Origin of the sequence: Tropicimonas sp. IMCC6043 (assembly GCF_004146235.1) — a bacterium.
GTDB lineage: Bacteria > Pseudomonadota > Alphaproteobacteria > Rhodobacterales > Rhodobacteraceae > Tropicimonas.
The window spans coordinates 1-21732 of sequence record NZ_SELO01000047.1 but is presented as its reverse complement, the minus strand read 5'-3'; the positions used below and the strand labels follow the sequence as shown (position 1 = coordinate 21732).

The window sequence follows — 21732 nt, the reverse complement described above, 5'->3', positions numbered from 1 at the left end:
GAAATGGCGTTCTCAAAGTTGAAAACGCTGATCCGCAAAGCCGCCGCTCGAACCTACGAACAGCTTTGGCAGGTCGTCGGACACGTCTGCAACCTCTTCACTGAAGAAGAATGCTACAACTTCTTCACAGCCGCAGGCTATGAAACCGAATAGATTGGGAACGCTCTAGCCTGCCCTGCGGCCCTCTTCGATGTCGCGCAACTGCCGGACCAGATCCTCGTAATCGACAGCGCGGGTGTATTCCAGGATGTGGATATGCATCAGGCGGTCGAACTCGGCCTTGTCGCCGATCTTGAGCGCGGCGACGACATCGTCGTGCTCGGCCACGATGTCCTTCAATGTCTTGCGCAGCGTCGCGAGACCGAAAATGATGGTCAACTGACGCGAGAGCGGCTCCCATGTGCGCACCAGGGCCTCGTTCCCGGACAACTGGCACATGCAGCGGTGGAAGTCGGTGTCGAGCCTTGCAACGCTGAAGCTGTCGTCCTTCTCGGCAGCCGCGTGCATGTCATTCAGTATGTCCTGAAGCGGTATGATAAGATCGGGGTCTTCCGCGATGCGAGCCATTGCCTCGGCACCGGCAAACTGCTCCAGAACCAGGCGGACCTTCAGGATCTTCTCCAGCCCCTCGATGTCCACGCTCATCAGCCGCATACCGCGGTAACGCTCGTTCACGACGACCGCCTGGCTCTCGAGTAACCGCAGGGCCTCTCTCACCGGGATGCGGCTCACGTTCAGGGAACGCGCGACTTCAGCCTCGACGATCCTGTCACCCGGCAGGAAGACACCTTTGGCTGTCGCTTCGACGATGGCGTCGACCACCTGATCGACAAGGGTCTTGGACTTAAGCGGCGCCAGATCGCTGCGCTTTCCGGCAGATGGCTTCCCGATGTTCACTTCCGCGTCCTTCAATTTTCTTGACAACAACCGCTCACCCACACATCGTATACGATTATACGATCCAAGCGAAGGCTGGAACGGTATAGCGGCGACGAAAGACCGCGGCAAGCCCGAGCCTTGTTCGGGAGAATCAATAGGGAGATCGCAGACATGACAGGACTGCACAGAATCTCAGCACTCATGAGAACGCTATTCACAGTTGGGATGGTCGCAATCGCTGCCGCGATCGCGCCAGGCTCAAGCGAAGCCCAGACGAAAGGGGGCGAGCTCGTATTCGTTCAGGGTTCGAACCCGCCAAGCCTCGACGCCATGTCGACTTCTTCGCAAGCCTCACGCAACATCAACATGAACATCTACGAAACCCTCTACGGGTTCAGCGAAGATGTGAACCCGATTCCGATTTTGGCGGAAGGGGTCGAGATTTCGGACGACGGGCTGACGTACGTGTTCACCCTTCGCCAGGGCGTGAAGTTCCACAACGGCAAGGAAATGACCGCGCGCGATGTCAAGGCATCGCTGGAACGTTACCGGAAGGTCGGAGCGACGGCGAATCTGCTTTCTCCCGTCAAGGACATCGAGATCACCGGCGATTATGAAGTCACATTCCACATGGAAGCGGCGACGCCCACGTTCCTCGAGGCCTTCTCGTCGCCACGTGCGCCTGCTGTGATCATCCCCGAAGAAGATGCCGACACCGAAGCCGGCAAGAACAGCTTTGTTGGCACCGGTCCCTACAAGTTCGTGGAATACGTGCCGGACAGCCATGTGACGCTCGAACGCTTCGACGATTATACCGCCGACACACGCTATGAAGGCATGGACGGCTTCGGCGGAAAGAAGACTGCTTGGCTGGACAAAGTCACGTTCCGCATCATCCCCGAACCCGGTGCGCAGGTTGCTGCACTTGAAGCGGGCGAAGTCCATGTCCTGGAGCAAATCCCGATGCCTGCTGCCAGGCGCCTCGAATCCAACGAGGACATCACGCTTTACGAGAACATGCCCTGGGCATTCACCACGTTCATCATGAACCTGAACGTACCGCCGACGGACAACGTGAAGTTCCGCGAGGCGGTGCAGGTCGCGATCAACATGGAAGAGGTGATGGCGATCTCCAGCGAGGGACTCTACCAGCTCAACCATCGCTGGCAGTATCCGGGCTCGACCTATGATCCGGGCGACATCGGCGCCGAATACTACAACCTGGCCGATGTGGACCGCGCCAAGGCGCTGTTGGAAGAGGCTGGATATAACGGCGAAGAGTTTGTCATCCTGACGGACAGCAACATTCCGCAGCACGGCAAATCCGCGGTCGTGATCGCCGAGAACCTGAAAGCCGCCGGCATCAATGCGGTCATCAACCAGGTTGACTGGCCGACGGCGCTGAACATCAGGATGCAGGACGAAGGCTGGAACGGCTGGACGCTGCAGATGGGCATCGAGCCCTTCCTGGGACCGGTCGGCTTGATCGCCACACTTACGTCGCCGGCCCGGCCGCACTTCGTCAAACCTGACCCTGAGCTCGATGCACTGTATCAGGAGCTGATCTCCGGAACCACGGTCGAAGCGCGCCAGGAAACGTTCAAGAAGATCCAGCAACGCATGTATGAACTGTTCGCGGTCGTCAAAGTCGGCGACTCCGGTCTGATGCAGGCGGCGCGGTCGAACGTGAAGGGCTTCAAGCCCTATCGCTACCCGCGTGTTAACGACCTCTGGATCGAGTAACGGTCTCGCGATCAAGCAGAGGCGCCCCGGCCGGGCGCCTCTGTACGCTATCGATACGGCGCACGACCCCAAGCCCGGACGCGTAGTCACGGTAGGTTGCGCACTCACACCCGGACCCCGGATCTCACCACGCAATGACCGCCTTCATTTTCCGCAGATTACTCTCGGCGATCCCGGTGCTTATCATCGTGTCGCTGGTCACGTTCATGATCATGTGGCTTGTGCCCGGAGATGTCTCCGCCGAGATCGCCGGAACCGACGCCACGCCGGAAGACCTGGCAGCGATCCGGGAACGGCTGGGGCTGGACAGACCGATATGGGAACGTGCGCTTGCCTGGTACGCCGCCCTGGCAAAGGGCGATCTGGGGTATTCCTACCTGTTGAACAGATCGGTCGCGGATGCGGTCCTGGAGCGACTGCCGGTGACCTTGTCGCTCGCCGGGCTTGCGCTGGTCCTTGCGACCGTCATGGGCGTCCTGTTGGGGATTTTCGCCGCCATCCGCCACAACACGATCTTCGACCAGGGCGCGATGGTGACGGCGCTTCTCGGCCTGTCGATCCCGGATTTCTGGTTCGGAATCGTTCTGATCATCTTTTTTGGTGTCTGGCTCGGTTGGCTGCCGACGGGCGGCTTCGTTCCATTCAGCGAAGATCCCGCCGGCTGGCTTCGCAGCATGATCCTTCCCGCCTTCACGCTTGCTGTAACCCAGATGGGGGTCATCGCGCGCATGACCCGCTCGGCAATGCTGGACGTGCTGAACCAGGACTACATCCGCACCGCCCGCGCCAAGGGCATGACCTCTGGCACGGTGATCTTCGTTCATGCCCTGCGAAATGCCATGATCCCCATCGTCACGGTCGTCGGCGTTCTGACGGGCGTCCTGCTGTCCGGGGCAGTCGTGATCGAGATGGTCTATTCCTTGCCCGGTGTCGGAAGACTGATCGTAGGCGCGATCCAGAGGCGGGATTTCCCAATCATCCAGGGTGGATTGTTGATCACCGCCTGCGTCTTCGTCTTCGTCAACATCCTCGTGGACATCATCTATGTCTGGATCGATCCGAGGGTACGCGATGAAGGCTGAAGCGGACATTGCCGACCTCTCGATCACCGAACAGGCCGCAGCGGCACGACGACGTCGCCGGGTCGAGTTCGTGAAACGCCTTTACGGTCACCGTTCGTTCCTGGTCGGATCGGTGATCCTGGCATTGTTCACGCTGACCGCGATCTTTGCGGGAGTCCTTGCCCCCTACGGCCCCACCGACATCAATTATCGCTTCATTCTCTACCCGCCCTCTGCCGAGCACTGGCTCGGTACGGACGGGTTCGGCCGCGACATTCTGAGCCGGATCGTCTACGGCACGCGCGTCTCGCTGCGGATCGGCCTGATGACGGTTCTTTTCACCGGCATTCTGGGAACCTTGCTGGGAACGCTTGCCAGCTACGTCAACTGGCTGGACGGGCTGATCATGCGTGGGCTGGACGGCCTCATGGCCTTTCCCGGTGTCCTGCTCGCGATCGCGCTTGCTGCCGCGCTCGGGCCCTCCGAGATCAATGCCGTGATCGCCCTGACCGTGACGTTCACGCCGCGCACGGCGCGTATCGTCCGCGCCAGCGTCCTTGTCGTGAAAAAGATGCAGTTCGTCGAAGCCGCTCACGCCATCGGCGCCGGCCATGGCCGGATCGTCTTTCGCTATATTCTGGCCAACGCGCTGTCGCCTCTTATCGTTCAGCTAACCTTTGTCTTCGCTGTGTCGATCATTGCCGAAGCGATCCTGAGTTTCCTGGGCGTCGGGCCACCGCCGCCGGCGCCCTCGCTGGGCAATATCATCGCGGATGGACGAAGCTATATCCAGGAGGCGTGGTGGATCGCAGTCTTTCCCGGACTGGTCATCATGATCGGCGTTCTGGGTCTCAACCTGATGGGCGACGGCCTGCGCGATGTTCTGGACCCGCGCCAGCGCGCATCGCTTGAGCGCGGCTAGGCACGACCGGGCGCCACGAAGGTTGAGACGACGCGAAGCGCGTCGGCCGTGTATATCGAGCGGGCAAGCAGGAAAGGCTCGTCATCCCGGCTTTCGAAATACGCCCGAGTGACGATCAGCGCCGGGCTACCGGGTTCGGCGTCAAGAATGGCAGCGGTGTCTTCGTCAAGGCGATCCGCGCTGATCGCTTGTTCCACGACGTTGGTGTCCAGGCCAAATCGTTCCCGAATAATCTCGGCCGCGGATCTCTGCGCATGGGCAAGTTCGGTGACAATTTCGTCAAGCAACGTGTTCATCCACAGCGTGACCAGCGCGATCTTCCGGTCGCCGTCAAGCGAACGCCGAAGCATCCGCACCTTTGCAAGGCGTCGTCCCGGTTCGCACCCGAACCGCCTTGCCGTTTCCTCGTCCGCCTCGACGGTTTCGCGCGACAGCAACTCTCTCCGCGTTTCTTGTCCGAACGCGATGAGCTGATCTATCGACTGTATCCTCTCGGCGAACGCCGCCTGGCCGGTTGCGGAAATGACCTTGCTTCCCTGGCCCTGGCGCGTCGCGACGATCCCGCGCGACTTCAGGTCCTGGACCGCTGCCCTCACGGTGTGACGGCTCACCCCGAACGCACGCATGAGATCGTTTTCGGTGGGAAGGAGCGATCCGACGGTCAGCCGGTTGTCGCGGATATCGCGCATCAACTGGTCCGCGATGACGCTGTATTTCGGCCGGGTGTTCGGCATCAGATCAGTCCGCGGTTTCGGAAATCCCGTATCTCCTGTTCTGAGTAACCGGCTGACGTCAGGATTTCATCCGTATTGTGACCGCTGGGCGGACAGGCCATGTCCGGGCTTTCGTCTCCGCCGGTCCGGATGGGTGCGCGCAGGAGATCAAAGCTTGCGCCGGATGCGGTGCGGGTCGGCCGGATACCGCCCGAGGATCGGAGCGCCGGGTCCGTCAAAGCCTCGCGCGGCGTGCGGACGGGCGCCACCGGCACTTTCGCCTGCAGGCGCTTCAGCCATTCAGATGTGCTTTCCCGGGAGAACGCGGCATCAAGAATACCCTCCAGTTCAGCGCGGTTCCGGCTGCGCGAGGAATATGTCGCAAAGCGCGGGTCTGTCGCGAGGTCGGGCGCCCCGAGCGTTGCGCAAAGCACCGGCCAGAATTTCTCCTTGTTGCACATCACGAAGATCCATCCGTCTCCGGTGCGGAAAAGCTGGCAGGGAACCAGCGATGCATGGCCCGAGCGGGGCATCCTTTGCGGATCGTAGTCGGAATTCAGGGTCCAGGCGCTGAGGTAACTGAGGTTGTAGAGCGCGGTGTCATAGAGATTGACGTCCACGTCGCGGCCCTTGCCGGTCTTCTGCGCAGACATGACCGCCGCGACAAGGCCCAGAGCCATGTAGGAACCCGACATGAAATCCACGATCGACAGACCCATCCGCGTCGGCGGGGTGTCCGGCTCGCCGGACATGTGGAAATACCCGGCTTCGGCCTGCATCAGGAAGTCGTAGCCCGGCCAGTCGGCGCGCTCACCCTCGCGGCCGTAGGCCGAACAATGCGCGCAGACGATTGCCGGGTTCGCCGATCTGAGCGCGTCGTATGTAAGGCCTAGCCTTTCGGGAACATCGCCGCGCAGGTTGTTCGCAACCGCATCTGCTCCCGATACAAGGCGCTCGAACAGGGAACGCGCCTCGGGGTTTGCGAGGTCCAGCGAGAGGCTCTTCTTGTTCCGGTTGAGGGCCTGGAAGAACAGGCTGCCGTCGTCACCTTCGGCACCCTCGGCGAAATACGGCCCCAACTGCCGCGCATAGTCGCCTCCTGTCCGATGGTTCTCGATCTTGATGACCTCGGCACCCAGATCGGCAAGGTGCTGGGTCCCGAATGGACCTGCACCGTATTGCTCGACCGAGAGAACCCTGAGACCGGACAGCGGAAGCTGCATCACGCCATCCTGTCGCGAACTGCATCCACCAGGGAGTGGCCGCGTTTGGCGGCAAGAAAGGAACGCACCATGTGGATGACGGAGTCGCCGTTCTGGTTCTTGCCGGAATGCCGAACCCGGACAATTCCTGCTGCGGGACGGGACTTGGACTCGCGTTTCCCCAGAACTTCCGTCTCGGCGTACAAGGTGTCACCCACGAATACCGGGTTGGGGAGCTTGATCTCTTCCCAGCCGAGGTTGGCGATCGCCTTCTGGCTCGTGGAACTGACAGTCATGCCGGTGACGATCGCCAGAGTCAGCGTCGAGTTGACGAGCGGCTTCCCGAATTCCGACTGGGCGGCGTAGTTCACGTCGAAATGCAGAGGGTGCGTATTCATCGTCAGGTTCGTGAACCAGATGTTGTCGGTCTCGGTGATGGTCCGTCCCGGCCAGTGTTCGTAGATGTCGCCCACCTCGAAATCCTCGAAGTCCAGGCCCGGATCCTCGCGAAACCTCTGGGTGTCGACCTGACGCAAGCCATTCAGATCCCGTGTCATGTCTCGTTGTCCCTTTCCATCGCCTCGACCTTCGGCACGACCATCGAGGCGATCCGACTTTCATGCGCCTTCCTGTCCAACTTGGTGAGATCATCCGGCGCCCGGCGCGCCGCGAGACTGTCTTCCGGCCCGATACCGTCCTCAAAAACCGACTCGAATATGTCCGAGCCCGAGGTGCGCGCCTTTCCCAACCATTCAAGGCGGATCGCTGGAAGAGAGAGCAAGCTACGAAGTCGCACTGGCAAGTCCCACAATATTCATTCGGTTGTCCGTATAAATTTTCGAACTCATTGACTATTGTCAAGACAACAGAGGCTGCTGGCAGACTCTTGCGAAACAGATTGTCCAAGGACAGGATAGCTGCCCCTTATGCCGCGAAGAAGCCGCGCTACTCGGCGCGGGTGATGGCGAGCAGTTGCAAGCTTCGTATTCGCCCAAAGCGCTGCTTTTTCCGCACTCATCGTCGAGGGCTATAGACAATGCGGTTTGGAACGCAGCCGTTCAGCGCACCTCCTTCGGATCGCGGCAGCGAACATTGGCCCGTAACGCTGCCGGCAGAAGCGGACAGCTCCATCGCGGATATCAATACCCCGCTCTTGCAAAGCGTATAGGCACTCCTCTGCGCAGGCGGAAGGCTGAGGCGCGACAACACCGACAGGCGGATGATCTCGCGGCTCGTCCGGAGGCAAATGACTGGGCTTTCTTTTGTTATCCCAACACGCTACTCAGCCCCCTGCCCCATCGAAAGCCACGTTCTTCTGATGGTGTGGACGGCTCCACCCGAACGGCATCGCGATGTGCCAAGCTGGTGCTGTTTGGAACCAGCTACGGAAGGAACCGACCACATGGAAATTACAACACTCGGGATCGACTTGGCCAAGTCTGTCTTTCAGCTTCACGGGGTGGATGCCTGTGACGCTGTCGTCTTGCAGAAGAAGCTTCGGCGGGGCGCGGTGCTCGATTTCCTCGACAAGATCGAGCCCTGCCTGATCGGCATGGAAGCCTGCCCCAGCTCACACTTCTGGGCGCGGGAGATCGCGGCACTTGGCCATGAGGTCCGGCTGATCCCGCCCGCGTACGTGAAGCCTTACGTGAAGCGGCAGAAGAATGATGCGGCGGATGCCGAGGCGATCTGCGAGGCCGTGACGCGGCCGAACATGCGCTTCGTGCCCGCCAAGACCGAAGAGCAGCAGAGCGTCCTGGTCCTGCATCGATCGCGCGATCTGCTGATGCGGCAGCGGACGATGATCCTCAATGCGATCCGGGCGCAGCTCGCGGAGCTCGGGATCATTGCGGCGCAGGGAGCTCGAAAAGTAACCGAACTACTGCGGCGGCTGAACGGGCCGGATAGCTTCGGATTACCGGCGCTCGCCCGTTCCGCACTTCTGGCATTGGGGGCGCAACTCGAGCACATCGCCGAAGCGATCCGCAACATGGAACGGCAGTTGATGACCTGGCACCGGCAGAACGCCGCAAGCCAGCGGCTCGAGACGATTCCGGGCGTGGGCATCCTTACCGCCACGGCGCTCGCCGCCAGTGTCCCCGATCCATCCGTCTTCAAGTCCGGCCGGCAGTTTGCAGCCTGGCTCGGGCTGGTGCCACGACAGCACTCGTCAGGTGGAAAGGAGCGGCTGGGAAGGGTCTCCAAGATGGGGAATGGCTATCTGCGCCGGCTGCTGGTCGTCGGCGCGACGTCGGTGACGCGCCGGGCCGAAACCAACCACACACGAACAGGGGCCTGGGTTCGAGCCATGCTGGAACGCAAGCCAACGCGGCTCGTAACCGTGGCAATCGCCAACAAGACCGCACGCACCGCATGGGCGTTGCTTGCCAAGGGGGAGACCTACACGGCCCTACCTGTCAGTTGAACGGACGAAGAACATGCGTGGCGACAGGGACGTCGCCGCGAAAGAACGCAAGGGCAGACGTGAGTGATGATGATCGAACGGAACCGCTGCCAGGACACCCCGAGGCGGTGTCTGGGCTTCAAAGCTCGCTGCTCTGATTGGGACCTGGCACGCGGACTTCATCAAGGCCAGCGGTCAATGGCACCGCGCGAACAGGTCCGTCCCAAACGAGGAGGCGAACGGAATGAAGAGATCACGGTTCAGCGAAGAACAGATCATCGCGATCCTGAAGAGCCAGGAGAGCGGCGTGGCGACGGCGGATGTGTGCCGCGAGCACGGGATCAGCTCGGCGACGTTTTACAAATGGAAGGCGAAGTTCGGTGGGCTCGAGGTTTCGGATGCCCGGAAGCTGAAGGCGCTCGAGGACGAGAATGCGAAGCTGAAGAAGCTGTTGGCCGAGCAGATGCTGGACAACGCGATGCTGCGGGCCGTCAACCAAAAAAGATATGTATACATATATATCGAGCTAAGATATTGATGTTGCGCGAGATGGCTGCCTTGGGCCGCCATTGGGCGATGAAACAGGTGCGTTTTCGGGCCGAACGCGGACGAGGGCTGTCGGGATGGAACTCTATGAAATGGCCGGGCACTTGATCCGGCGCCTGCATCAAAACTCGACGCATGTCTTCCAAGTGCGTACACGGGACGCGGGCCTCGACATGACCCCGGTGCAGTTCGCGGCTATGAGCGCAATTCACGAAGCGCCTGGAATTGATCAGGCCACTGTCGCAGCGCGGATTGCCTATGATCGTGCGACGATTGGCGGGGTCATGGACCGTCTCGAACAGAAGGGGTGGATCTCCAGGCAGGTCAGCAAGCGGGACCGGCGCGCCAAGGAGGTGAGCCTGACAGACGACGGGAACGAGGTATATCGCAAAGCCATATCGGTCGTCCGTGACCTGCAATCTGAGATCCTGCCGGGGTTGTGCGAGCAGGAACAAGGCCAGTTCCTCGAACTGGCCAGAAAAGCTGCAGCGCACAACGAGATCACCTAACGTGCTCTGGCGTTGCTGATCCTTATTGGTTCGCTGTTGCCAACGCCGTCCGATCGAGATGGGCAGAACCCGAGCAATTGGCCGCTTTCGGATCACGGCCATTGCCAAGCTGCGGCGAACTCGGAACACGTGCACAGGTCGTCGAAGTTTTTTGCCCATCGCGCTTGAAGGCAGGAAGCGCTCGTCGGGAGACAACGGACACCCCGCCCCACTCTTCTCCAAGCCCCAAAAGCCGGGCTGTCGAAGACATTTTATCCCATAATTTCCAGCAATTCCTGCCATACTCTCATAAAATTGCAGTCTGTTTCCATATATTATCCTACAAATTATTTGTGGGTCTCCGGACGTTCTGATACAACCAGAACGAGCATCGGGCCTTTCGAACAAAGGGTATCCAGTGGAGGAAAGTGGTTCTGCGGTGGACCAGGTGGTCCTGAAGATCCGGGGGTTGATCCGGGACAAAGCCCTCAGGGTGGGCGACACGCTCCCCTCTGAAGCCGAGCTATCGGCGATGTTCGGGGCGGGTCGGAACACCGTGCGCGAAGCCGTAAGGACACTCAGAGCCTATGGCGTCGTGGAATCGCGGCAGAAGGTCGGGGCCGTTATCACCAATGGGCAGCAAACAGCCGTCGCGAAACTGCTTTCGGTCGCGATGGACATCTCGCTGGAGTCCTTCCGTGACATTCAGGGCTATCGTCGTCTGACCGAGATGAACATCTTTCCCAACCTTATGCAGAACATGACGGACGAGGACCTGGCCAGGATGGAAGACGCCAACGCGAGGATGATCTCAACCACCGATCTCTTCGAGGCGTCCCGCTGGGACTATCGCTTTCACCAGGCGATGGTCGACGCCGCGCGGAACACCACGCTGTCGGAACTCTATGGAATGCTCGAACCTGTAATCTGCCGCCTTATGGAGGTCGGAAAGTCGCGCAGACCAGCGGTGCGCGAGGCCGAAGCCCAGCACGGCGCGATTGTTCAGGCGCTGCGCGAGCGGAGCGCGATCGATTTTGCCTATCATATGAACCGCCATCTCGACGCCGGCCTGGTTTTCCTGCCGCAGGAGGCGCCGGACTGAGAACTGCCCGAAGAAAGGAAACGAAGATGTCGGAGTTTCGCGACCGGGTCGCCATCGTAACCGGAACCACGGGGATCGGGGCGAGTTGTGCTTTGCGCCTCGCGCGCGACGGGGCTGCCGTCGCATGCTTCGGGATCGACGCGGACAGCATATCGGCTCTCAACGCGACAGCGAAGGCGGACTCCCTCGACCTCGCGGCGATGCAGGTCGACGTGTCGGTGCCCGAAGAGGTTGCTGCCGGCGTGGCGGCGGTCGTGGAAGCGCATGGCGGCGTGGATATTGTCGTGAACGCCGCCGCGATACATCCCTATGGCGATGCCATCAGCACCGATTTCGACACCTTTACCAAATGCATGCAGGTCAATGTCGGCTCGATCCTGCTGACCGCAAAGCACGCCGTGCCACATATGCGCCGCCGCGGCGGCGGTGTCATCGTCAACCTGGCAAGCGTGCAGGGGCAGGCGTGTCAGGAAGGTGTCACGGCCTATGTCGCCTCCAAAGGGGCCATCCACGCGATCACCCGTGCACTCGCCCTCGATTTCGCTGGCGATCAGATCCGCGTCGTCTCGGTCAGCCCCGGATCCATCCGGACACCGATCCTCGAACTCGCCGCGCGAAGCTTCGACGGGGAAGATGCAGAGCTCGAGGCCGTGTTCGAGCGCTTCGGCGCGGCGCATCCACTAGGGCGGATCGGTGAGCCGGAGGAAGTGGCCGATCTTGTCGCGTTCCTCGCCTCGGACAGGGCAAGGTTCATCAGCGGTTCCGACCACCGGATCGATGGCGCGCTGGCGGCGCGCATCGGCGTACGGTGATGCCCCGAAATATTTCTGGCCAACGGGAGGCAAGCACATGAAACGTTCCCAGATCAACAGGGCGATCGCGCGAGCCGAGGCGGACTTTGCCCGCGTGGGCTATGTCCTTCCGGGGTTCGCCGGCTGGAGCCTCGCCGAGTGGGAGGCCATGGGCGATGCCGCCCGCACGCTCATCGAAACCGGTCATGGCTGGGATGTCACCGATTTCAACGAGGGTGACTTCGACCGGAAGGGTCTGCTGCTCTTCACAGTGCGCAACGGTGCGATCGCGGGCGGGGCCGGAAACCGGCCCTATGCCGAGAAGATCATGATCGCGCGCCAGGACCAGCTCACGCCGATGCACCGACATGCGCAGAAGATCGAGGACATCATCAATCGCGGGTCTCTGCGCGAGGGCGCAACGCTGGCCGTCAAGCTCTTCGACTCCGATGCCAAGGGAGAGCTCTGCCGGACCCGGACCATCGTCGCACATCTGGACGGCGTTGCGCGCGACGTCGCGCCAGGCACGACCATCGAATTGAAGCCGGGCGAAAGCATCACGCTCTTCCCGGGCACGTTTCATGCCTTCTGGGGCGAAGGCGGAGATGTCGTTGTTGGCGAGGTCTCGTCGGTCAACGACGACAAGGCAGACAATTTCTTCGCCGAACCGCTGGCCCGGTTCAGCGATATCGAGGAAGACGAGCTGCCCTATAGGCCGCTCGTGACCGACACGCACGCTGCTTTCGCGCGAGCGATCCTCACCGCAGAATAGTGCAACGATCGACGGCACGGGTCCCTTGCCAACCGGTCGGCGCGCGGCAGGACCGGCACTCTGCGGCGGACTCCCGCCACAATGGCAGAAAGGCAAACGAAGCATCGGGCAACCGGATCAACGGAGATATCTCTGGAAAAGGCCCGGTCGGCATGCGTCACAGTGTTGTGGACGATTTCCTTACCGGCCTTGAAGTTCCCGGGAGGATCGCGTTTCGTCGCACAGAACCGCAACCTCTCCCCTGCCCTGTCGCATGCCGAGGCCGTCCGACATCACCATGCTGAGCCATCGATGCGTGTCTCGCGGCCTGCTTCCCGCGACGGCCCTTTCAGGGCTCATGCTGATACTGACGACAGGCATTCCCTGCGCCGAAGAGGCGGGCCCCCCGCTCAGGATCGCCGTACTGGATTACTCCGGGTCCGAACACGCCCTGACGGATTGGCGCCCGACCCTGTCCGCGCTGGAAATAGCCCTGCCGGAGCACATGATCGAGCTCGTTCCACGCGACATCCACGGGCTGGAAGCCGCCGTTGCGGGGGGAGAGGTGGACTTCGTCATCACCAATCCCGGGAACTACGCCGAGTTGGAATACCGTTACCACGTCAGCCGGATCGCCACTGCCGAGGAGGACCTTCCGATCGCCTCGACGCTGGTAAGCACCGAGGCGTTTCAGGATCTCGGCGATCTGGCGGGCAAGCGGGTGGCGGTGGTGGCGACGGAGGCGTTCGGTGGATTCCAGGTGATCTGGCGCGAACTTGCCGCTGCCGGCAAGACCCTGCCCGAACGTGTCGACTGGGTGGTGACGGGCTACCCGATGCCGAGCGCGGCCGATGCGGTGCTGGAGGGTCGGGCCGATGCCGCCGTGCTTCGCGCCTGCCTGCTGGAAGAGTTGCAGCGCTCCCATGCGCAGACCTACGGTGCGCTCAACGCCGTTCTTGCCGAAACCGACCCGGTGAGCGGCTGCGCCGTGTCGAGCCGCGTCTATCCCGGCTGGCCGATCGCCAAGATGCCCCTGACATCGCAGGAACTGGCCAAGCAGGTGGCCGTCGCGCTGCTTCAGATGCAAGAGGGCAATCTCTGGACGGTGCCGGTGGACTACCAACCGGTGCATGACCTGCTGCGCGAACTCCGGATCGGGCCCTATGCGCGCACCGGGCCGGTCAGTCTTGCCGAATTCGTCGCCGATTACCGGGACTGGCTGATCGGCATCGCCGCGGCGCTCTTCTTCTGGGCCATTCACTCGGTGCGCGCTGAGACGCTGGTGCGCCGCCGGACCCGGGCGCTGAACGCGGCAAATGCGGGGCTGAAGCACGAGATTTCCGAGCGGCACAGGGCGGAGGAGGCGGATCGCCGGCACCGCCGCGAACTGGAACATGTCGCACGGCTATCGATCCTGGGCGAGATGGCCTCCTCCATCGCGCATGAGCTGAACCAGCCGCTCAGCGCGATTTCCAACTATGCGCAGGGCTGCATGATGCGGCTCCGCGCCGGGCGCATGGACGCGGCGGCCATGGAGCAGGCAGCAGGAGAGATCGCGTCCCAGGCCGACCGGGCGGCGCTGGTGATCAAGCGGATCCGCGCCTTTGTCCGCAAGCGCGAGACGCAGATGGCGCCGCTCGACCTCGGCGAACTTGTGCGGGAATGCGCCGCGCTCTTCGAGGCGACGACGCATCGGGCCGGGGTCCGTGTGGAGATGCTGCTCGCGCCTGACCTGCCGCCAGTGGTGGCAGACCGGGTGCAGCTTCAGCAGGTGGTGCTGAATCTGGTCCAGAACGCGGTCGATGCCATGGCTGCGACGCCGCCCGACGACAGGCGGCTGGTCATCCGGACGACGCGGGCGCCCGACCCGGCGCGCGGCGACGGGCTCGCCCTCTCGGTGCGCGACCGCGGCGCAGGCATGGCCGCGGACGCGATGGACCGTTTCGCCGAACCGTTCTACACCACGAAGGCCGAGGGGATCGGGCTGGGGCTTGCGCTCAGCCGGTCCATTGTCGAAGCCCATGACGGCACATTGCGCGCGGTGCGCCCCGAGGACGGTCCGGGACTGCGGGTGACACTCTGGCTGCCGACAGGAGGAGACGGATGACACAGGCGGAGGACGGCGGGGACGCCGTGATCCACATCGTCGACGACGACCGGGCGGCGCGGGAGGGGCTGGACTTCCTGCTCTCCTCGCTCGGTCTGACGGTCGCGTCGCACGCTTCCGCGGCCAATCTCCTGGAACGGATCGGCGACACGCTGGTTGGCTGCATCCTTGCCGATGTGCGGATGCCGGGGATGACCGGGCTGGAACTGCTCGACGAGCTTGGCCGGCGCGACTGCCCGCTGCCGGTGATCATGATCACCGGCCATGGCGACGTGCCGATGGCCGTCCGGGCGATGCGCGCCGGCGCGATGGATTTCTTCGAAAAGCCGGTGAACGGCATGGCTCTGGTGGAGCGGATCAACGAGGCGCTGCGATTGAGCCGCGACCGGGCCGCGGCGGCCAGGGACCGATCGGACCTGATGGCGCGGGTGGAGCGGCTGAGCGCGCGGGAGGCGGAGGTGGCGCGCGGCGTCCTTGCCGGCAAGCAGAACAAGGTGATCGCGGCAGATCTCGGCATCAGCCAGAAGACGGTCGAGATTCACCGCCACAACGCCATGGACAAGCTGAATGCTTCCAGCGCGGCAGAGCTCGTGCGCCTGCTTGTCGCGGCCGGATGGGGCGAAACCTAGGGGTTTATCCCTAGACACCGCGGGTTTCCTCCGAATTTCCGCGTCGGGGACATCCACGTAGCATTGGGCTGATCGCAAGAGAAAGGATCAGCCCATGAACATGAATCGCCGCGGCTTTCTTGGCGCGGTCGGGCGCGTGAGCATCGGCGCGGCGGCGAGTGTTGCCGGCGGTGCCGGGGCCGCAAACGCCGCCAAGGCCGACCATATTCCGAAATGGGGAATGGTGGTCGATCTGCGCAAATGCATCGGCTGTCAGGCCTGCACCGTCGCCTGCATCATGGAGAACGACGTTCCGGAAGACGCTTTCCGCACGCATGTCTCCGTCTACGAACTGGTGAAGGACGGACAAGACCCCGCCATGGTCATGCTGCCCCGCCTCTGCAACCATTGCGAAAACCCGCCCTGCGTTCCGGTCTGCCCGGTCGAGGCCACCTTCAAGGCCGAGAGCGGCGAGGTCCTGGTTGATGCCAGCCGCTGCGTCGGCTGTGCCTATTGCGTTCAGGCTTGTCCCTATGACGCGCGGTTCATCAACCACGAGACGCAGACGGCCGACAAATGCACCTTCTGCTTCCACCGGACCCAGGCCGGGCTGCTGCCCGCCTGCGTGGAAACCTGTGTCGGCGGCGCCCGCAATTTCGGCGACCTGAACGATCCCGAAAGCGCGGTGTCAAAACTGCTGGCCGAAAACGAGGTCTCGGTGCTGCGGCCCGAGATGCAGACCAACCCCAATGTCTACTATATCGGGCTCGAAGACGTGCTGTCCGGCCGGGTGGCTGGCGAGGCCGCCTATCGCCCGGCGCACACGGCCGAGTCCGTGGCTCACGCGGAGGGCGTGTGATGGAGATTACCGAACTCGTTGGCGCCGTCCACCATGCGGCCTGGCTGCCCTGGGCGGTGCAATATTTCTTCCTGATCGCGATCTCGACGACGGCGTTGCTCCTTGCTCTGCCAGGTTTCGTGATGGGCCGGGAAACGGCGCTGCCGCGGGCGCGGCTGGCATTGATGACGGCCGTCACCACCGGGATCACCGCCCCGATCGCGCTCCTGGCGGATCTGCACCAGCCGGGGCGGTTCTGGGAATTCTTCGCCTATACCAACGCCAGCTCCTGGATGGCCTGGGGCGCCTGGTTCGTGCCGGCCTATGTCGGGCTGCTCGTGGCCTTCGCCTGGGCGGTGCATCGCCCTGCCTTCCACGCCTGGGGGAATGAAGACTGGCGTTTCGCGAAGCTCTTCCGCTGGCTGAGCCTCGGCGGGTCGGCGAACGGGTTCGCGCGTCCGCTCGGGATCGCCGCAACCATCGCTGCCATTCTCGTGCTCACCTATACCGGGGCCGAGGTCTATGTCGTCCGCTCGCGGCCGCTCTGGAACACGCCCTTCCTGCCGTGGCAGTTCCTCGCTACCGGCTTCGTCGGCGCGCTCGGCGTGATGCTGGTGCTCGAACGGGTGCTGACGCGCAGTGCCGGGCTGGAAGCCGAACTCAACCGCCGGCTCGCGCTCTGGCTCGCGGTCGTGGGCGCGCTCGGTGCCGCATGGTTCGTGGTCGCCGTCTCCGGCATAAGCCCGCGCCACAGCGAGGCGCTCGCCTCGGTCGCTGGTTTCCCCGTCTGGCACACGATGGCAACCTGGGGTGCGTTGACGGTCGCTGTGACCTTCCTGATCGCAACCCTCGCGCCCGCCCGCAGCGGCTGGGCCACCGGGCTGCTGGCGATTCATGCCGCCTGGATGTTCCGCTGGACCGTCTTCATGGGCGGACAGGCGGTGCCGAAAGTCGGCTCCGGCCTCTATGACGCGATGCTGCCCACCGGCATCGAGGGGCTCATGGGCGTGATCGGCACCTTCGGGCTCTGGCTCTTCCTGGTCATCGCCTACACCACCTTCATCCCCTGGTTGGAGGCCGGCATCCCGGCAGGCGGCAAGCCCGCCGCCCCCGCCCGCCCCGCAAACCAACACTGAGGAGATCATCCGATGTCCACCCGCCGCAACATCCTCAAGGGCGCTGTCGCAACCGGCGCGCTCGGCACCTTCGGCGTCGGCTATGCCGGAACGCTCGAGAAAGTCGCCAAGGGCCACTGGTCCGGCGAAAGGCCGCTCAACAACATCACCGGCAACTCGGCCGCCCCCGAATTCACCGTCACTCCTGACGGCGACGTGGAACTGAACCCGAACCAGCAGGTCAGCTACACGATGTGCATCGGCTGCACGACGATGTGCGGCGTGCGGGTGCGGATCGACAAGGAAAAGGGCAAGGTGGTGCGGGTTGCCGGCAACCCCTACAATCCGCTCTCGACCACCGATTTCCTGCCCTACGGGACACCGGTGCAAGAGAGCTTCCGCGCCATCGCCCAGGCCGGCGAAGGCGACGGGCAGCGCCACCGCTCGACGGCCTGCGGCCGCGGCAACGCGGTTCTGCAACAGATCGACAACCCCCGCCGGGTGCTGAAACCGCTCAAGCGGGTCGGGCCGCGGGGCTCCGGCGAATGGCAGACGATCAGCTTCGAGCAGCTGGTCGAAGAGGTGGTCGAAGGCGGCGATCTCTTCGGCGAGGGCCCGGTCGCTGGCCTCCGGGATATCCGTGATCTCGAGACGCCGATCAACCCCGACGCGCCGGAATTCGGCCCGCGCGCCAACGGGCTGGCGATGCTCAGCTCGGTTAATGACGGGCGCGACGAGATCAATATCCGCTTCCTGAAACAGGCATTCGGCTCGCAGAACTACGCCCGCCATGGCTCCTATTGCGGCGGCTCCTACCGCTCGGGATCGGGCGCGATGTTCGATGACGTGAAGGGCATGCCGCATGCCAAGCCGGATTTCGGCAATGCCGAGTTCATCCTCTTCGTCGGCACGGCGCCCGGCAATGCCGGCAACCCGTTCAAGCGGATCGGGGCGCTGGTGGCCGAAGCGCGCAGCGACGGCAAGCTGGACTACGTGGTCGTCGATCCGGTCCTCAACAATTCCGACAGCGGACCCTCGGGCGCCCGCTCCCGCTGGGTGCCGATCACGCCGGGCACGGATGGCGCCCTTGCGATGGGCATGATGCGCTGGATGTTTGAGAACGGCCGCATCAACGCGGCGTATCTCGCCCAGCCCGGGAAGGAAGCCGCCGAAGCCGCGGGCGAGGCTAACTGGACCAACGCGACGCACCTGGTGATCGTCGACGAGACCCATCCGCGCGCCGGGCGCTTCCTGCGCGCCTCGGACCTCGGGCAGGAGATCTCGGGCGAGCGCTATTCGGACGCCGATCCGTTCATGGTTGCCTCGGACAGTGGCCCGGTGCCGGCCGCCGCCTCCGCGGCGCCGCTCTTCTTCGATGGCGTGGCCGAGACGACCGACGGCCCGGTCGCGGTCCGCACTTCGCTGACGCTCCTTCGGGACGAGGCGATGTCAAAGAATCTGGAGGAGTATTCCGCAGCCTGCGGCATCCCGGCCGAAACCATCGCCGACCTCGCCGACAGGTTCACCAGCCACGGCCGCCGGGCGGCGGTCAGCAGCCACGGCGGCATGATGAGCGGCTCGGGCTTCTACAACGCCTACGCACTTATGATGCTCAACACCCTGATCGGCAACCTGAACTGGAAGGGCGGCACGCTGGTTCTGGGCGGCTGGTTCCCCGACAACAAGGGCCCGGCCTACGACCTCGCCACGTTCCCCGGCGCGGTCAAGCCATCCGGATTGCCGCTTGGCCGCAACGTGCCCTATGAGAAAACCAGCGAGTTCAAGGCAAAGAAGGCCGCGGGCAAGGCCTGGCCGGCGGACGGCCCATGGTATCCCAACGCCCCGGGCCTCGGAACCGAATGGTTCTCCTCGATGGTCAACGGCTATCCCTACGGCATCGAGGCGCTGATCCTGCGCAACGCAAACCCGGTCTATGGCATCGCCGGGATCGGACACCTGGTGGAGCGGCTAAAAGACCCCGCGGTGCTGCCGCTCATCATTGCCATCGACCCGTTCATCAACGAGAGCTCGGCGCTGGCCGACTACATCGTCCCCGACACGGTGATGTATGAAAGCTGGGGCTTCGCCAAACCGTGGAACGGCGTGCCGAGCAAGGTGACGACCGCGCGCTGGCCGGTGATGGAGCCCAAGGTTTCGAAGGACGCCGACGGCGCGACCATCGATTCAGACCTGTTCCTCATCGCGGTGGCGAAACGGATCGGCCTTCCGGGCTTCGGCGATGCGGCGATCCCGGATGCGGACGGCACGCTGCACCCCCTGAACCGGCCCGAGGACTGGTATCTGCGGGGCGCGGTCAATGTCGCCACCATCGGCACGCCAGTGCCCGAGGCCAGCGACGTAGATATGGAATTCAGTGGCGTCACCCGGATACGTCCCGATCTGGAAGCGGTGCTGAAACCGGAGGAATGGCGGCGGGCGGCGACGGTCTTTGCCAAGGGCGGTCGCTACGAGAACCTGGACAAGAGCTATTCCGGCGATCTCGGCGCCCACACATGGGCGAAGCCGATGCAGGTCTATAACGAGGGCGTCGGCGCGGCACGCAACGCCATGACCGGTCAGCGTTCGCCGGGCACGCCCGCGTGGCGCGAGGCGTGTTTTGCGGACGGCTCGAAAGTGGCCGAGATCTACCCCCGGTCCGATTGGCCGGTAAAGGTGATCAGCTTCAAGTCGCCGCTCCAGAACTCCTATTCGGTGGGCGCCGAGGTGCTGCTCAGGATCGTGGCCGCAAATCCGGTGAATATCGGCCGGGCGCTGGCGGAAGCACACGGCATCTCGACCGGCGACATGGTGCGGCTGACGACGCCTGGCGGCAGCCTCGAAAGCGTCGCCATCGTGCGCGACGGCGTAGCGCCGGACACGGTGGCGATCGAGCACGGCTACGGCCACCGCGCTTTCGGCGCGCGCGACATCACCATCGACGGCGAGCCAATGCCCGCGGATCCGCGGCTCGCGACCGGGACGCTTCAGAACGACCTGGGACTGCTCGATCCGACTCGGGACAAGACCGGCGTCTGGGTCGATCCGATCTCGGGGGCTTCCGTTCGCCAGGCGCTCCCGGCCCGGCTCGAGAAGATTGCGTGAAGCCCTGAAATGGTGGGCGGCCCATTTGGAGGGCCGCCATTGCCGCTAAATAGCGTTGGAATCCAGATCGACGCACTCGCGCGCTCCGAAAAACGAGGTCGAACCGACTTCCGAGTGGACAATGCGCCTGCGCCTTTCCCCGCGCCGAGTTGACGCCAATTGGCAAAACCGGGGCCGTTCCAAAATGACACCGCCCTGACATGCCCTCGATCGCGTCTGACGCTGCGGTCCGGAAGGCCTCCCTTGCCGTCAGACGATGCTGGTTTCGAGGAACAGGAAATCCGCCTCGGTCAGCGACGGCAGGTCGACGCCTGCGAAGGTCAGGCTGTCCCTGGACGCAAAGGACAGGACGGTGTCCATCCCGCCGGCCTCCCCGACCGCGGTCGCGAAACTGAGCTCCGCGAAGCTTGCGTTGAATCCCACCAGCGCGACACGATCCTGACTGACGCCGTCATTGGTGAAATCCAGGATGACGTCATGCCCGCTGCCGAGCTCGAAGATGAAGGTATCACTGCCCGAACCGCCGGCCAGCACGTCTTCGCCAAGCCCGCCATCCAGCACGTCGTCGCCGCGCATGCCATGAAGTTCGTTGCCAACCTCGTTTCCGATGAGCCGGTCCGACCGGTCGCCGCCGGTGGCATTTTCGATCGTGCCCTCGGTGATGGTGGCGAAGACGCGGCCGTCGGAGGTGGAACTCGCGCCCAGGTTCAGGTTCACCTCAAGTTCGCCGGTCATCGCGGCGAGATTGAACCAGTCCTCGCCACCGTCGCCATCTGCCAGCGCGAGCCGGGCGGAATCCTCCGCGGGCGCGCTGAGCGTGTCGCCGGCACCATCGAGGATCGGTTTGAACATCTCGTCGGTGTAGTGATAGACGTCGTCAGCCGTGTCGCCGCTGCCGAACCAGTCGATGGTGTAGGATCCGACCGTGATCGGCCCGCCGCCATCATTGACGAACTCGAGCGACCAGATCCCGTCCGCCGCCTCCCCGAGGAAGCTCTCTGCGCCGAAGCTCCAGCTCAGTTCACCGGCAGGCGCATCGCCTGATCCGTAGAGTTCCACAAGGGTACCGGCGGCCGATCTGAGGAAGACATCCACCGTCGAATCCGAGAGGCTCAGCGAGACCTCCACGTGCTCGACATCCATCGTGACGCCCGAGAGGTCGAACAGCACACTCTCGCTGGCGGTCACCATGACCGGCTCGGTCGATACGATGCCGTGATGCGCTTCGTTTGCCTGTCTGACGTCAGCACCCCGCGGAGAGATTTAGGGGTTTGAGCAACGGAGGGTTCTGGTTCATCGAAGCCGCCAAGGAGCGAAGATGAAACAGACACCCGGAACATCGAAGGATGCCGCTGACAAG

At 63.3% G+C, this 21732-nt stretch carries 19 protein-coding genes and 1 pseudogene; 14 read left to right on the top strand and 6 right to left on the bottom strand.

The genetic code is table 11. From position 1 onward, the window contains the following. Positions 1-165: 165 nt before the first annotated feature. Complete coding sequence (locus tag EU800_RS22610) at positions 166-897, bottom strand: GntR family transcriptional regulator (RefSeq protein ID WP_129635777.1); 732 nt, start codon at positions 895-897, stop codon at positions 166-168. 153 nt (positions 898-1050) lie between these two features. On the opposite strand from EU800_RS22610, the gene EU800_RS22605 reads away from it, so the two are divergent. From EU800_RS22605 to EU800_RS22595, 3 genes are all read left to right on the top strand, one after another. Beyond that, complete coding sequence (locus EU800_RS22605) at positions 1051-2622, top strand: ABC transporter substrate-binding protein (RefSeq protein WP_242500708.1); 1572 nt, start codon at positions 1051-1053, stop codon at positions 2620-2622. Positions 2623-2756: 134 nt separating this feature from the next. Further along, positions 2757-3704 (top strand): ABC transporter permease, encoded by a 948-nt coding sequence (locus EU800_RS22600; RefSeq protein ID WP_129635776.1) that lies wholly within the window; start codon positions 2757-2759, stop codon positions 3702-3704. Then, on the top strand, positions 3694-4605 hold the full coding sequence (locus EU800_RS22595; RefSeq protein WP_129635775.1) for an ABC transporter permease: 912 nt from the start codon (positions 3694-3696) through the stop codon (positions 4603-4605). Before EU800_RS22600 ends, EU800_RS22595 begins: the two co-directional genes overlap by 11 nt. On the opposite strand, the gene EU800_RS22590 is transcribed toward EU800_RS22595, so the two are convergent. Genes EU800_RS22590 through EU800_RS22575 form a run of 4 tightly spaced genes read right to left on the bottom strand, consistent with a single transcriptional unit; the run spans position 4602 to position 7316 of the window. Continuing rightward, the gene (locus EU800_RS22590) at positions 4602-5339 is read right to left on the bottom strand and encodes a GntR family transcriptional regulator (RefSeq protein ID WP_129635774.1); all 738 of its coding nucleotides are present in this window, start codon (positions 5337-5339) and stop codon (positions 4602-4604) included. The two genes, EU800_RS22595 and EU800_RS22590, sit on opposite strands and share 4 nt — an antisense overlap. Further along, positions 5339-6541, bottom strand: coding sequence for a CaiB/BaiF CoA-transferase family protein (locus EU800_RS22585; RefSeq protein ID WP_129635773.1), 1203 nt, complete (start codon positions 6539-6541; stop codon positions 5339-5341). The genes EU800_RS22590 and EU800_RS22585 overlap by 1 nt, the downstream gene beginning before the upstream one ends. Continuing rightward, positions 6541-7077, bottom strand: a complete 537-nt coding sequence (locus EU800_RS22580) for a MaoC family dehydratase (RefSeq protein ID WP_129635772.1) — start codon at positions 7075-7077, stop codon at positions 6541-6543. The genes EU800_RS22585 and EU800_RS22580 overlap by 1 nt, the downstream gene beginning before the upstream one ends. After that, on the bottom strand, positions 7074-7316 hold the full coding sequence (locus EU800_RS22575) for a hypothetical protein (protein WP_129635771.1): 243 nt from the start codon (positions 7314-7316) through the stop codon (positions 7074-7076). Before EU800_RS22575 ends, EU800_RS22580 begins: the two co-directional genes overlap by 4 nt. Before the next feature lie 606 nt (positions 7317-7922). Between EU800_RS22575 and EU800_RS22570 the strand changes: the two genes are divergently transcribed. The 11 genes and pseudogenes from EU800_RS22570 to EU800_RS22520 all read left to right on the top strand — a co-directional run bounded on the left by EU800_RS22570 (position 7923) and on the right by EU800_RS22520 (position 20372). Then, complete coding sequence (locus tag EU800_RS22570; RefSeq protein ID WP_129635770.1) at positions 7923-8945, top strand: IS110 family transposase; 1023 nt, start codon at positions 7923-7925, stop codon at positions 8943-8945. A 223-nt stretch (positions 8946-9168) separates the two neighbouring features. Continuing rightward, positions 9169-9435, top strand: a pseudogene (locus EU800_RS22565) (transposase); the annotation flags it as partial. 112 nt (positions 9436-9547) lie between these two features. Beyond that, a complete protein-coding gene (locus tag EU800_RS22560; RefSeq protein WP_129635769.1) occupies positions 9548-9979 on the top strand; it encodes a MarR family winged helix-turn-helix transcriptional regulator in 432 nt (143 codons plus the stop codon). Positions 9980-10397: 418 nt separating this feature from the next. After that, complete coding sequence (locus EU800_RS22555; RefSeq protein WP_207209970.1) at positions 10398-11060, top strand: FadR/GntR family transcriptional regulator; 663 nt, start codon at positions 10398-10400, stop codon at positions 11058-11060. A 26-nt stretch (positions 11061-11086) separates the two neighbouring features. Next, positions 11087-11872, top strand: a complete 786-nt coding sequence (locus EU800_RS22550) for an SDR family NAD(P)-dependent oxidoreductase (RefSeq protein ID WP_129635767.1) — start codon at positions 11087-11089, stop codon at positions 11870-11872. A gap of 37 nt (positions 11873-11909) precedes the next feature. After that, on the top strand, positions 11910-12623 hold the full coding sequence (locus EU800_RS22545; protein ID WP_129635766.1) for a D-lyxose/D-mannose family sugar isomerase: 714 nt from the start codon (positions 11910-11912) through the stop codon (positions 12621-12623). Between the two features lie 337 nt (positions 12624-12960). Beyond that, positions 12961-14709: a PhnD/SsuA/transferrin family substrate-binding protein gene (locus EU800_RS22540; RefSeq protein ID WP_165354800.1), complete on the top strand. Its 1749-nt coding sequence runs from the start codon at positions 12961-12963 to the stop codon at positions 14707-14709. Beyond that, positions 14706-15338, top strand: a complete 633-nt coding sequence (locus tag EU800_RS22535) for a response regulator transcription factor (RefSeq protein ID WP_129635764.1) — start codon at positions 14706-14708, stop codon at positions 15336-15338. The genes EU800_RS22540 and EU800_RS22535 overlap by 4 nt, the downstream gene beginning before the upstream one ends. Before the next feature lie 94 nt (positions 15339-15432). Beyond that, a complete protein-coding gene (gene dsrO / locus EU800_RS22530; protein WP_129635763.1) occupies positions 15433-16176 on the top strand; it encodes a sulfate reduction electron transfer complex DsrMKJOP subunit DsrO in 744 nt (247 codons plus the stop codon). Next, positions 16176-17291 (top strand): NrfD/PsrC family molybdoenzyme membrane anchor subunit, encoded by a 1116-nt coding sequence (nrfD, locus tag EU800_RS22525; RefSeq protein ID WP_129635762.1) that lies wholly within the window; start codon positions 16176-16178, stop codon positions 17289-17291. The genes dsrO and nrfD overlap by 1 nt, the downstream gene beginning before the upstream one ends. A 12-nt stretch (positions 17292-17303) precedes the next feature. Next, a complete protein-coding gene (locus EU800_RS22520; RefSeq protein ID WP_129635761.1) occupies positions 17304-20372 on the top strand; it encodes a molybdopterin dinucleotide binding domain-containing protein in 3069 nt (1022 codons plus the stop codon). Between the two features lie 249 nt (positions 20373-20621). Here EU800_RS22520 and EU800_RS22515 read toward each other — a convergent pair whose 3' ends face one another. Then, the gene (locus EU800_RS22515) at positions 20622-21563 is read right to left on the bottom strand and encodes a M10 family metallopeptidase C-terminal domain-containing protein (protein ID WP_129635760.1); all 942 of its coding nucleotides are present in this window, start codon (positions 21561-21563) and stop codon (positions 20622-20624) included. Positions 21564-21732: the final 169 nt, after the last annotated feature.